The organism is Nocardia sp. NPDC058114 (assembly GCF_042884695.1).
Classification (GTDB): Bacteria; Actinomycetota; Actinomycetes; order Mycobacteriales; family Mycobacteriaceae; genus Nocardia.
In genome coordinates this window covers 1-12769 of sequence record NZ_JBHVTK010000005.1, presented here as the reverse complement: position 1 = coordinate 12769, position 12769 = coordinate 1, and the positions used below count along the sequence as shown (strand labels likewise).

The 12769-nt window shown below is 68.5% G+C and carries 12 protein-coding genes; 3 read left to right on the top strand and 9 right to left on the bottom strand.

Annotated elements, in window-relative coordinates:
* Position 1: 1 nt before the first annotated feature.
* The 3 genes from tilS to dacB form a co-directional block, all read right to left on the bottom strand.
* Positions 2-1063 carry a tRNA lysidine(34) synthetase TilS gene (gene tilS, locus ACFVVI_RS19490; protein WP_387446531.1) on the bottom strand — a complete coding sequence of 354 codons (1062 nt, stop codon included), beginning with the start codon at positions 1061-1063 and terminating at the stop codon, positions 2-4.
* A gap of 138 nt (positions 1064-1201) precedes the next feature.
* On the bottom strand, positions 1202-2263 hold the full coding sequence (locus ACFVVI_RS19485) for a zinc-dependent metalloprotease (RefSeq protein ID WP_378990770.1): 1062 nt from the start codon (positions 2261-2263) through the stop codon (positions 1202-1204).
* Positions 2264-2276: 13 nt separating this feature from the next.
* Positions 2277-3731, bottom strand: a complete 1455-nt coding sequence (gene dacB / locus ACFVVI_RS19480; protein WP_387446190.1) for a D-alanyl-D-alanine carboxypeptidase/D-alanyl-D-alanine-endopeptidase — start codon at positions 3729-3731, stop codon at positions 2277-2279.
* 164 nt (positions 3732-3895) lie between these two features.
* Between dacB and ACFVVI_RS19475 the strand changes: the two genes are divergently transcribed.
* Entirely contained in the window at positions 3896-4384 is a 489-nt protein-coding gene (locus ACFVVI_RS19475) for an inorganic diphosphatase (protein ID WP_062991391.1), read from the top strand.
* Between the two features lie 59 nt (positions 4385-4443).
* On the opposite strand, the gene ACFVVI_RS19470 is transcribed toward ACFVVI_RS19475, so the two are convergent.
* Complete coding sequence (locus tag ACFVVI_RS19470) at positions 4444-4671, bottom strand: hypothetical protein (RefSeq protein ID WP_378990774.1); 228 nt, start codon at positions 4669-4671, stop codon at positions 4444-4446.
* A gap of 200 nt (positions 4672-4871) precedes the next feature.
* Between ACFVVI_RS19470 and ACFVVI_RS19465 the strand changes: the two genes are divergently transcribed.
* Together ACFVVI_RS19465 and ACFVVI_RS19460 are read left to right on the top strand one after the other, a co-directional pair.
* A complete protein-coding gene (locus tag ACFVVI_RS19465; RefSeq protein ID WP_387446188.1) occupies positions 4872-6059 on the top strand; it encodes a serine hydrolase domain-containing protein in 1188 nt (395 codons plus the stop codon).
* Entirely contained in the window at positions 6056-7564 is a 1509-nt protein-coding gene (locus ACFVVI_RS19460) for an alpha/beta hydrolase (RefSeq protein ID WP_387446186.1), read from the top strand. Before ACFVVI_RS19465 ends, ACFVVI_RS19460 begins: the two co-directional genes overlap by 4 nt.
* Here ACFVVI_RS19460 and ACFVVI_RS19455 read toward each other — a convergent pair.
* From ACFVVI_RS19455 to ACFVVI_RS19435, 5 genes are all read right to left on the bottom strand, one after another.
* Complete coding sequence (locus ACFVVI_RS19455; protein ID WP_378990780.1) at positions 7534-8193, bottom strand: response regulator transcription factor; 660 nt, start codon at positions 8191-8193, stop codon at positions 7534-7536. The two genes, ACFVVI_RS19460 and ACFVVI_RS19455, sit on opposite strands and share 31 nt — an antisense overlap.
* Entirely contained in the window at positions 8181-9431 is a 1251-nt protein-coding gene (locus ACFVVI_RS19450) for a sensor histidine kinase (protein ID WP_387446185.1), read from the bottom strand. Before ACFVVI_RS19450 ends, ACFVVI_RS19455 begins: the two co-directional genes overlap by 13 nt.
* Positions 9432-9438: 7 nt before the next feature.
* Complete coding sequence (locus ACFVVI_RS19445) at positions 9439-11211, bottom strand: MDR family MFS transporter (RefSeq protein ID WP_378990783.1); 1773 nt, start codon at positions 11209-11211, stop codon at positions 9439-9441.
* Positions 11208-11699, bottom strand: a complete 492-nt coding sequence (locus ACFVVI_RS19440) for a MarR family winged helix-turn-helix transcriptional regulator (RefSeq protein WP_378990785.1) — start codon at positions 11697-11699, stop codon at positions 11208-11210. Before ACFVVI_RS19440 ends, ACFVVI_RS19445 begins: the two co-directional genes overlap by 4 nt.
* 88 nt (positions 11700-11787) lie before the next feature.
* Positions 11788-12609, bottom strand: coding sequence for a crotonase/enoyl-CoA hydratase family protein (locus tag ACFVVI_RS19435; protein WP_379295914.1), 822 nt, complete (start codon positions 12607-12609; stop codon positions 11788-11790).
* Positions 12610-12769: the final 160 nt, after the last annotated feature.

Below are 12769 nucleotides of genomic sequence, written 5' to 3'. Positions count from 1 at the left end.
ATCAAATGCGCGGCTGTGCTCGCACCGCCAGCGTGCCATGTTCGCGCGTCACGACCAACCTGTGGTCCCTCGAGCCGCCCGCCACCGCCACCCCGCCCTGTCCGTGCCAATTACTCACCAGCTCGTCGATCGCCTGTAAATGGGCGTTCATGAGCCCGCTCACGCCCTCGTCCGCAAGCCAGGCGCGCACCGCCCTGCGACGCAACGCGGGCGGGGCAGTGGCCAGGATCTCGATCGACAGCGTGGGTCGATCAGTGTCGTCGCAGCCACCGGAGCCGGATCGATCATCGAGATCGGGACGGCGCGCCATGGCGCCATCGGGACGTGCGCTCGCGCGGTGCGAACGCGCATTCCGCAGCAACTCGGCCGCGTAGACATCGAGCACCGCGCCGTCCGCACGCAACTGCTCGGCCGTACGGACGAGTGCCTGCGCGACCCCACCGCCGAGGACGTCCTCGAGCAGTGGCAGTACTTCGTTGCGCACCCGCACGCGGGTGTACCTGAGGTCGACGTTGTGCGGATCGTCCCACGGTTCGATCCCCAGATCGGTGCACATCCCCACCGTCTGAGCCCGCCGCACACCCAGCAACGGCCGCCCCCACGGCGCATTCCACGCCACCATCCCCTGAATGGACCGCCCGCCCGAGCCGCGCGCCAACCCGAGCAGCACCGTTTCGGCCTGATCATCGAGCGTGTGTCCGAGCAACACCGGCCGCCCGTCCCGTACCGACTCCAACGCCGCGTACCGAGCCGCCCGAGCCGCCGCCTCCACACCCCCCGCACGCCCGACCTCGACGGGCACGACCATCGCCCCCACACACCCGAGCCCCATCGCCTGCTCGACCGCCCGCTCGGCCACCGCCCCTGACCCCTCCTGCAACCGATGGTCGACGACCACCGCGGTCACCGCACCCGCCTCGACAACGGCGGCGGCCACCAAGGCCAGCGAATCCGCCCCGCCGGACAACCCCACAACCACCGGCCCCCGCCCACCGTGCGCGGCCACCCACTCGCGCACACCCCGCCGCACCGCGAGCACCGCCGCTGTCTCCGGCAGGCGCATCGGACGAGGCGATGTCATCGGCCACACCGAACAATCGCCTCGCGATCATCGGACGGCAGCCGCGATTCACGAGCAGGCTGCGCGGCCCTGCTCGGCGGTCGACCGTCCGCGTAAGTCACGTGTGCAGGTTACCGAGACCTATCCCAGCACCCGGCGAATCCACCGTTCCGGATCGTCGACCTCGTCCAGCAACGGCAGCGTGTCGGCGTTCGTCCACACCGTGTTGAATTCCGCGACCCCCACCCGCTCGACCACCGCGTCCACGAACTTCTTGCCCCGTACGTATTGCGCGACCTTCGCGTCCACGCCGAGCAGGGCCCGCAGCAGCCGCTGGATCGGATTGGACGGCTTCTGTCGACGTCGATCGAACGCGGCCCTGATATCGGCGACGGTCGGCACCACAGCGGGCCCGGCGGCGTCCATCACATGATCGGCATGCCCTTCGAGCAGCGTGCCGAGCATCAACAGTCGATCCAGTGCCTCGCGCTGCGGCGGCGCCTGGGCCGCACGCAACAGTCCGACCACCCCTCGACTGTTCGGATCGTCGGTGTTGTCGCCGTTGCGCCGCGACCGCACCTCGCTCAGTAATCGGGTGAGCATCTCGCTCATCGGTTCCTCGCCGACCTCGCTCAAGATGTCCACGTTGGTGCGCATGTACCCGGCCAGCCAGGGCGCCGACGAGAACTGCACCCGGTGTGTCACCTCGTGCAGGCACACCCAGAGCCGGAAGTCGCTCGGATCGACGCCGAGCGCACGCTCGACGCCGAGGATATTGGGCGCGACCAGCAGCAAGGTGCCGTCCTCGCCGGTGAACGGGTCGTACTGCCCGAGAATCGCGGTCGACAGGAACGCCAGCATGGTCCCCGCCTGGACACCCGCGGGTTTCCCGACGAACTTGCCCCCGTCGGCGGATTCGATGCCGGTGAGCACAGCCATCGAATCGGCGGCCGCGGAGATCCACCCCGGCCGGTCGACGATCCGCGCCTCGGGAACCGGCCGGTCGTCGAGCAGCCCACTGACCTCACGCACCGGCAGTTCGGCCAGTATCGAGGCAGACGCCAGCTCGGCGACGACCTGTTCGGCCGTCTGCCGGGACACGCGCGGCCCGGAGGGAGCGAGCACCGCCCCGGTTCGCGCGGCCAGCCGCCAGTCCACAGCTCCGCTGAACCCGGAACTCTTGCGCTCGGTCTTGTCGGTCATAGTCACCCGTTCTCTACGAGCATCCACAGTTGCGCAGGGCACCCGCCACCGCGTCGAGCGCCGGCCTGCTCTGCTCCGGCAATCGGTCGTTCGACATGAGTGCGAAAGTGAGTACCCGCCCGTCGCGGTCGAGTACATATCCGACCAACGCGCTGGCCACGCTCAGAGTTCCGGTCTTGGCGCGCACCCACCCCGCACCCTGCCGGTTCTGTGTGACGAAGCGCGGCGCGAGTGTGCCGGTGCCGCCCGCGACGGGCAGGTAGTCCAGCATCGGCGCGAGAGCCGCTGCGCGCGGGTCGTTTTCGGGCCTGGCCTGTGTTCCGGCCGGTACCAATGCGGCGTTGCCGGTCGGTTCCGCCGCGGTCGCGATGATCGAATCGAGCAGCTTCGGGGTCACCCGGTCGTCGACGGAGAGCCCACTGTTGTCGGCCAGATGCAGTCCGGCGATATCGAATCCGGCCGTCGACAGGGCGGCCGTGGTGGCGGCGACCGCACCGGCGAAGGAGGCGGGCTGGCCCGACGCCACCGCCAGCTCACGTCCGATGGTCTCGGCCAGCACATTGTCGGAGTGAATCATCATGTCGTGCAAGCGAACCCGCAGCGGGGCCGATTCGACCTTCGCGATCTGAGCGCCGGTCTGCGCGGCCGGTCCCACTCGCACCGCGGCGGGATCGATACCCAGCTCGGCGGCGAGCGCTCGCCCGGCGTCCAGCGCGGGATTCGCGGTGCGCGGGGAATAGTCGGCCGAGGGGTCGAACCGGCCACCGTCGAGCATGATCGGCTCGATCGGGGCGATCGACCCTTCCGGGATGTCGATCGGGTCCCAGCCCGAGGCCATGGTCGGCCCCGAGTAGGCGGACGTGTCGACCACGATCGCGTTCGCCTGGCGGCCCGCGGCCCGCACCTGCGCGGCCAGATCCGCGATCCGGGCACCGTCGGTGTAGTAGCCGCCCGCTGCCCGTGTGGTGAGCGTGGGGTCCCCGCCCGCCACCAGCACCAGCTCGCCGGGCGCACCGGCGAGCACCTTGGTGGTCACCCGCTGATCATCGGGCAAGGTCAGCAATGCGGCCGCGACCAGCATGATCTTGGCCGTCGACGACGGGATCATCGCCTTGGCCGGCTCCTGACTCCACAGCACCGTCCCGCTGCCCGGATCGGTCACCTGACCCGCGAACGCACCGAGATCAGGGTTGCCGACCACCGCGGCGAGCGCCGCGGCGATGCCCGCCACCGTGGGCGCGGGCGCGTCCGATCGGGCCGGAGCCACCTCGGGAAACACCTGACCCGTGTCCGGCGGCGGCGCCACGGTGAGTCCGCCGTGGCGGAATTCCGGCGTCCACGGCTGCGCGATCGCCGCGAAACCGCCCGCGATCACCAGTAGCGCGACGACCACTGCCGACAACCAGATCCAGCGGGACCTCCGGCGCCCCTGCACCGGTGATCCCGGATTGCCGCCTGCATCGACCACGACAGTGTCTCCCTCAACGCCGACCGACACGCCTCGACTGCGCGACTACAGCCGCCTGCCGCACCGGTGTACCAGCACACCACACTATCCTCGTTGCGCAACGGTTCCCCAGAACGATCTGGCGATTCGGCACAGACCAGCACTCGAACGAGCAAGGAGATGGCGTGGAGTTCGACGTCACCATCGAGATTCCCAAGGGTTCTCGGAACAAGTACGAGGTCGATCACGAGAGCGGTCGGGTCAAGCTCGACCGGTACCTGTACACCTCCATGGGCTACCCGGCCGACTACGGCTTCATCGAGAACACCCTCGGCGAGGACGGCGACCCGCTCGACGCGCTGGTGCTGCTGCCCGAGTCGGTGTTCCCCGGCGTGATCGTCGAGGCCCGCCCGGTGGGCGTGTACCGCATGACCGACGAGGCCGGTGGCGACGACAAGGTGCTGTGTGTCCCCGCGGGCGACCCGCGCTGGGATCACATCCAGGACCTGGGCGACGTCTCGGAGTTCGAACTGTCGGCGATCAAGCACTTCTTCGAGCGCTACAAGGATCTCGAGCCGGGCAAGTACGTCGAGGGTTCGGAGTGGCTCGGCCGCGCCGAGGCCGAGAAGATCATCGACGAGTCCTTCACTCGGCTGAAGGAATCCGGCCACTGAGCCGATAGACCTACGAAAAACGGGAAGTCCGAAGAGTTTTCGGACTTCCCGTTTCGGTGTCAGTACCAGATGTAGAGATCCCAGCCGTCCCAGCTCTCCGTGCACTCCCAGTAGTACCCGCCGGTGTACGGATCTTCCCCGGCCGCGCGGCACTGATAGAGCTCGTAGTAGGTGCCGTAATACGTTCCGTACGGCGCCGCGGCGGCACTGCCCGCACCGACCGCCGACACCCCGGCGACGGTCGCGACGGCCAGCAGGGCGGCGGCGACGGTGGATTTGATGCGCATATTGATTCTCCTGACGCGGACAACTTCGACTTCTCGAAGTTATTGCGGCGCAGAGGTTTGAACAGCCAACCCTAGGGGTAGGTTCGCTCTCCCCTTGGTCGATTCACCTACCCCACCCCAAGGTTGGTAGCGCAGGCACCACCTTCGATTCGGGTGTGCGCGGCATGGGCACGGCGCCCGCTCGTTCCTAGGCTCGAATCATGCAGCTCAACACCACTTTTTCGAGCAAGTCACTGCGTGCCTTCGCGGCCGGAACCGGCCTGCTCGCACTACTCACCGTCACCGCGTGCGGCCCCGAGAACAGCGCCACGGCGGCGCAACCGGGTCGGCCGGAGATCCGGCAGGCGCTCGAATCGGTGGTGCAGGCCGGATTCCCCGGCGCCCAGGCTGTGATCACCACCGCGGCCGGCGAACAGACCGTCACCGCGGGGGTCGGTGATATCGAGACGGGCGCACCGATTCCCGACGGGGCGTATGTCCGAATCGGCAGCAACACCAAGAGTTTCGTCGCGACCGTGGTCATGCAGTTGGTCGCCGAGGGCAAGGTCGAACTCGATGGTCCCGTCGAGCGGTACCTACCGGGCGTCGTGCAGGGCAGTGGCAACGATGGCAACCGCATCACCGTGCGCCAACTGCTCCAGCACACCAGCGGGCTACCGGACTATCTGGCCGGCGGCGATCCCAGCCTGCGTGCCGACCCCGGCACGCAGCAGATCGAGCCAGACCCGGAAGTCATCCGCCTGCGCCACTTTTCGCCCAGCGAGCTGGTCCGCATCGCGATGACGATGCCGCCGCGGCACGAACCCGGCGCCCGCTCGGTCTACACCAACACCAACTACATCCTGCTCGGCATGCTGATCGAGCAGGTCACCGGCCGTCCCGCCGCCACGGAGATCACCACCAGGATCATCGAGCCACTCGGCTTGCGCGACACCTACTTTCCCGCATCCGGCGACATCGGCCTGCGCACACCACACCCGCGCGGCTATCAGGCAATCGACGGCGCCCGTGTCGATTTCACCGACTTCGATCCCTCATGGGGCGATACCGCGGGTGCGATGATCGCCACCGGCTCGGATCTGAACCGCTTCTTCCTCGCACTGCTGGACGGTAAGTTGCTGCCCGCCGCACAGCTGGAACAGATGCGGCAGACGGTGCAGTTCGACCGAATGCCTTCGGCCGGTTACGGATTAGGCCTGGTCGTGCAGACCACCTCGTGTGGCAAGACGACCGTCGCCCACGGTGGCAGCATCCCCGGTTTCGATACCCGCACCGGTGTCACAGCCGACGGCGTCGCGGTGACCATCACCGTGAACGAGCTGCCGAACAGCAAAGACCAGGCAGAGGTTGTCGAGCGGGCCTTCGACGCCGTGGTCTGCGCCTCATGAAACGCGCGATCCTGGCCGTCGCGGTCGCCGCGACGGCCGCCGGATTGCTCACCGCCACAACGGCATCAGCCGATGTCGACCCGCTCGATCGTTTTCGCCATCAGTCGCTGACCTGGCAGTCCTGCGATGATCAGCGTCTCGATCCGGCGGGCGCCCAGTGCGCGCAGGTGAGGGTACCGGTGGATTACTCGGCGCCACAGGCGGAAACGATGACCGTGGCCATCTCGCGGCTGCCCGCTACGGACCCGGCGAAACGTCGCGGCGTGCTGCTGTCCAATCCGGGAGGCCCCGGCGCTCCCGGTCTCGACTTCATGATCGACGTGCGCGAGGCGATGAGCTCCGACGTCCGTGACCGCTACGACCTGATCGGCATGGATCCGCGCGGCATCGGCCGCTCCACCCCGGTGAACTGCCGCTGGCAGCACGGATTCGGGCTGGAATCCGCCGGTCTCGATGGCGTCGGTTTCGCCGAAAGCGTGGCCCAGCATGCCGAACTCGCCGCGCTGTGCGCGACGAACGAGGGACCTCGGCTGCACCACATCACCACACGCAACACCGCCCGCGATATGGACGTCATCCGTGCCGCCCTCGGCGAGGAACGAATCAGCTACTTCGGCACCTCCTACGGCACCTACCTCGGCGCGGTCTTCGCCCAGCTGTTCCCCGAGCGCAGCGACCGGTTCGTCCTCGACAGTGCCGTCGACCCCGAGCACTACGGATCGGTCGGGATGATCCGTGCCATGGGCCCGGTCAACGAGGCGGCATTCGACCGATGGGCCGATTGGGTGGCCGCCCACGACGGCGAGTTCCGTTTCGGCGCGGACCGTTCCGCGGTCAGGTCGACCGTGCAGACCATGGTCCGCCGCGCGAACGACCGGCCGATCCGGATCGGCGAGTTCACCGTCGACGAACACAGCCTGCCGATGGTGCTCTACCGCGGGCTCGACGACCCACGCAACTATCCGCTGCTGGCACGCCAGATCCGGCAACTCGCCGATGCCGCCGACGGCATCGAGGTGCGGCCCGAACCCGAGCTTGCCGCCTCGCTCGCCTTCATGCTCACCGCGCGGCCACGCGACTACTCACCGGCGTTGGCCGTCCTGTGCGGCGATGTGGAAGTACCGCGCGATCCAGCCTGGTACTGGCGCAATATCGAGGCGAGTCGACCCGATCAACCGCTGTTCGGCGCGTTCGCGAACAACATCCCGCCGTGCGCGTTCTGGGCGCCCCCGGTCGAGCAGCCGACCGTGATCGGCAACGCGGTGCCGAGCCTGATCGTCCAGTCCACCGACGACACCCGCACCCCCCACGCGGGCGCGCGGGTCATGCACCGGGCAATGACGGGGTCACGCCTGGTGACCTTGGAAGATGTCGCGGTGCACTGGATCTACGGCAACTACCCGAACACCTGCGTCGACACGACCGTCAACGCCTATCTCCGCGACGGCACGCTGCCCGACACCGACCCGGTCTGTCAGGACGATCCGGGGCGCGCGTTCAGGTAGGCCAGTACGGCGAGGACCCGGCGGTGGCCCGATTCGTCGGCGGCGAGGCCGAGCTTGGCGAAGATGCTGCGAATGTGTTTGAGCACAGCGCCTTCGGTGACGACCAGGCGTGCCGCGATGGCGGAGTTGTCCTGTCCTTCGGCCATCAGCGCGAGCACTTCGCGTTCGCGGGCGGTCAGCGTGGACAGCGGATCGTCGACCTTGCGGCGCACCAGCAGCTGCGCGATCACTTCCGGGTCCATCGCGGTGCCACCGGCGGCGACGCGGTGCAGGGATTCGAGGAACCGGTCGACCTTGCCGACCCGTTCCTTGAGCAGGTACCCGACGCCACCACCACCGTCACCGAGCAGTTCGGAGGCGTAACTGTCCTCCACATAGGACGACAGCACGAGCACCGGCAGCCCGGGGTGGACGGTCCTGGCACGCACCGCGGCGCGCAGGCCGTCGTCGGTGAAGGTCGGCGGGAGCCGCACATCCACCACCACGGCGTCCGGCCGGTCGGCGGTGACGACGGCGAGGAAATCGTCGGCATTGTCGACGGCGGCCACCACGTCGATCCCGGCCGTCTTCAACAGCAGCACGAGGCCTTCCCGCAGGAGGGCGTCGTCCTCGGCGATCACGACCCGCACGGCAACTCCACCCGCACCACAGTAGGCCCACCGGCGGGGCTGCTCAGCGTCATCTGCCCGTCGAGCGCCTCGGCCCTGCGCCGGATGCCGGCCAGACCTCCCCCGTCGGTCGCGCTCGCTCCACCCACACCGTCGTCGCGGATCTCGACGGTGAGCAGATCGGGCGGCCCACCCAGTTCTATCGACAGTGTGTCGGCACCGGAGTGTTTGGTCGCGTTGGTGATGGCCTCGGCGATCACGAAATAGGCGGCGGCTTCCACCGCCATCGGCCGCCGGGTGATGCCGTTGGATTCGAGCACGCACGGGATCGGACTGCGCGCGGCCAGCGCGGAGACGGCGCTGTTCAGGCCCCGATCCGAGAGCACCGGCGGGTAGACGCTGCGCACCACATCGCGGAGTTCGGACAAGGCCGCCGAAGCCGTGTCCTGCGCGGTCCGCACCATCCGATCGGCGGCCGCGGAATCACGGTCGCGCAATTGCTCGGCCAGTCCGAGTTGCATGATCACCGCCGCGATTCTGGCTTGGGCGCCGTCGTGCAGATCGCGTTCGATGCGGCGCAGTTCGGCACCGTGCGCGTCCAACGCGGCGGCCCTGGTCACGGTCAGCTCGGCGACCCGATCGGCCAGCACGGCGTTCTCGTCCGGCGCGAGCAACTCCCCTGCCACTCGGGCCTGCGCGTTCGCCGCCTCGGGCGCGCGCAGTGCGAGGGCACCGTAGACGATGCCGACCGCCACGCTCACCACGGCGGCGGTCCAAGAATCGATGACGATGCCGCCGCTGGACACCGTGCCGTCGGCCCGCGCACTCCAATAACTCGCGATGGCGAGATGCTGTACCGCGCTCAGCGGCAGTGCCACCGCCAGCGCGGCCAGTGGCAATCCGATGATCGCGTGCAGCACCAGCCAGGCCAGATCACGCCGATTCGCCGGATCGGCGGCCAGCGTCGCGAGCTGATGACGCAGGTCGCCGGTCAACGGCCGGTAGGCGGACACGATCGGCGTGCCGAGCAACCTGCCCGCCCTGCGCCGTTCGAGCCCCAGCAGCGGCCGGATCAACTTGACCGCCTCCGGCAGCGCGGGAATCCCGATCCCGATCAGGCTCGCGGCCGCCACGATCGCCAGCGCGACCACCGCGAACAGCGACGCCACCCCGGTCAGCCCGCCCACCAGCAGATAGCCGACAGCGGCGGGCAGACGACGTAACCGCCGCACTACACCACCGCTGCCGAATCGACTCACCCGATGATCATGCCGGGGGCGCACCCGCTCGGACTCGACCACCCTCGTCCCCGTCGCGCGGGTCCCCGGCTGACGCGGCGGACTGCGCGGCGGTGTCGACCAGCGCACCCACCCCTTCGGCGGCCTTGGCATCGCCGTCGGCTTGGATTCCCCCCGACATCCGCAGCGGAACTTCCTTCCAGAACAGCACCAGCAGCAGGGCGATCAACGCCACCGCGGAGGCGACGAGGAACACCGTCGACATCGAGTCGGCGAAGCCCACCTGGAAGGGCTTGGCGAGTTCGGGGTCGAGCTGCTGGATGATCGAGCTGTCCTGGAGGACCTTGCCCGCGGCCGACGTGTCGTGCGCCAGCAGGCCCTTGGCCAGCGCGGCATCCGCCGGGTTGGTGCTCTGCGCGCCCTCGATCACGGCCTGCTGGTAGGCGGGGTCCGCCGCCGACTGCTGCAATTCGGTGGTGATGTTCGGGGTGAGCAGCGAGAACAGGATCGACAGGAACACCGCGGCGCCGAGGGTGCCGCCGATCTGACGGAAGAACGTCGCCGACGCGGTCGAGACGCCCATGTCCTTGGGCGGCAGCGCGTTCTGCAAGGCCAAGGTCAGCGGCTGCATGAGATTGCCGAGGCCGAAGCCGGTGGCCGCCATGAACAGCATCGCCAGCCACAGCGGGCTGTCGGCGTCGAGCAGGTGCAGCAGGAACAACCCGAGCGTCAGCATGATCGCGCCGATTATCGGGAATGCCCGGTAGCGGCCGGTCTTCGAGATCAGCCGACCCGAGACGATCGAACCGGTCATCAGCCCGAGCACCATCGGCAGCATCTGCAGACCTGCCTCGGTCGGCCCGGCGCCGCGCACCACCTGCAGGTACTGCGGCAGCAGCAGCATGCCGCCGAACATCGCCGCACCGACGACGAAGGAGATCACCACGCCGAGCGCGAACGTCACATTGTCGAAGATCCGCAGCGGGATCAACGCCGCGTCCCCCATGAACTTCTCGACCACGACGAAGCCGGCCAGCCCGATCGCGCCGATCGCGTAACAGATCACCGAAGAGTTACTGCTCCAGCCCCATTCGCGACCCTGTTCGGCCACGATCAGCAGCGGAACCAATCCGACCGCGAGCACGATCGCACCCGCGAAGTCGATGCGGTGGGTGGCGTGCGGCTTGCGCGGCAGGTGCAGCACCCGGGTCACCACCACCAGGGCGAGCAGCCCCAGCGGCACGTTCACCAGGAACACCCAGCGCCAGCCGGTGATGCCGAGAATGGTGTCCTGCCCGGCCAGCAGCCCGCCGAGGACGGGCCCGAGCACACTCGAAATGCCGAACACCGCAAGGAAATAGCCCTGGTAGCGGGCGCGTTCACGGGGTCCGATGATGTCGCCCATGATGGCCAGCGCCAGCGACATGAGTCCGCCCGCGCCCAGACCCTGGAACGCGCGGAACGCGGCCAGCTGATACATCGACGTGGCCAGCGTGCACAGCAGCGAACCGACGATGAACAGACCGATCGCGGCCAGGAAGAACGGCTTGCGGCCGAACATGTCCGAGAGCTTGCCGTAGAGCGGGGTGCTGATCGTCGCGGTGATCAGGTAGGCGGTGGTGGCCCAGGCCTGCAGCGAGTAGCCGTCGAGATCGTCGGCGATGGTGCGGATGGACGTCGACACGATCGTCTGATCGAGCGAGGCCAGCAGCATGCCGAGCATCAGCCCGGACAGGATGGTCAGGATTTGGCGATGGGTGAAGCCTGCCGGTGATTCCACCGGGGCCGCGGTTGTCGTCACGAAACGTTCTCCGTAGTGCTCAGTGCGGGCGGCTGGGCCAGCAGGACCGGGCGGGCCGCGTCGTAGTCCTCGACGAACCGCGTCAGCAGCCCGGCGAAGAGCGCGCGATCGTCGGTGGACCAGTTCTCGGTGACGATGGCGATGGAATTCCGGCGCCGCGCCCGGATCCGGTCGGCGGTCTCGCGCCCGTAGTCGGTGGCCTCCAGCACGGTGGCTCGCCCGTCGTCGGGGTCGGCGGCGCGCACCACCAGGCCACGCTCCACCAGCTGCGCGACCTGCCTGCTCACCGTCGACGCGTCCGAATGCACCGCGTCGGCGAGGGCGCCCGAGCGCATCGGCCCGTCACACACCAACCGGAACAGCACCATGAACCCCGCCGGGTCGATCCCCGAGTGGTCCTTGATCTGGGCCATCGCCCGATCGCGCAGCCGGTGCAGCCGCACGAGCTGGATCGCGATCGCGTCGATCGCGGGCTCACTCTCACTCACACGTTTACCTTTACTTGCATCAATCAATTAGTTGTGTGATGCAAGTATGTAGGCAGAACGGTCGCCGTGGCAACCGTTTGAACTGCCTTTACTCACCCTTGAACTCCGGCGCGCGCTTCTCGAAGACCGCCGCGATCGCCTCGGGCAGGTCCTTCGACGGCAGGAACGCCGCGTTCCACGTCGACACGTAACGCAGGCCGTCGGCGATCGCCGGGCTGGTCCGCTGCTCGAGCACGTCCTTGATGCCCTGCACCACCAGCGGCGGGTTGCCCGCGATCTCGCGCGCCATCGCGTGCGCGGCGGCCAGCACGGCCTCCTGATCGGCGAACACCTCGTTCACCAGGCCCATCCGCTCGGCACGGGCCGCGTCGATGTCCTTGGCGGTGAAGGCCAGCTCCCGCAGATTGCCCTCGCCGATGATGCCGGGCAGGCGCTGCAGCGACCCGATGTCGGCGACGATCGCCACCTTCGCCTCACGCAGGCTGAACTTGGCATCCGCGCTGGCCAGACGAATATCGGCAGCAGCGATCAGGTCGAGACCACCGCCGATGCACCACCCGGACACCGCCGCGATCACCGGCTTGGTGCACTCGGCCAGCGCCGTCACCGAGGCCTGCATCCGGCGGACCTCCTTGAGGAACTCCGTGCGCGGCCCCGCCTTCGCGTCGTCGGCCAGCACCGGAGCCAGCGTGCCCGCAGTCGCGGCCAGGTCGAGACCGAACGAGAAGTGCTTGCCCGCCCCGGTCACCACCACCGCCCGTACCTGCGGATCCGCGTCGAGCTCGGCGAAGACCTCGGGCAGCTCGCGCCAGAAGTCGGGTCCCATCGCATTGCCCTTGCCCGGTCCGATCAACGTGACCTGGGCAACGTTGTCGGCGATCTCGACGGTAAAGGCCTTCCATTCACTCATGCCTTGATTATTGCCACCGCGCCAACATGCCGCCCACCCAGCCCCGCCCCCGCCCCCGACCCTTAGGGAGGGGCCGGACGCGCAGCGGCCGGGTTCGCGGCCGTCCCGTCGATCAGGTGCCGTTGCGTACGCGACGAAGGAGCAAGCAACGGCACCTGAT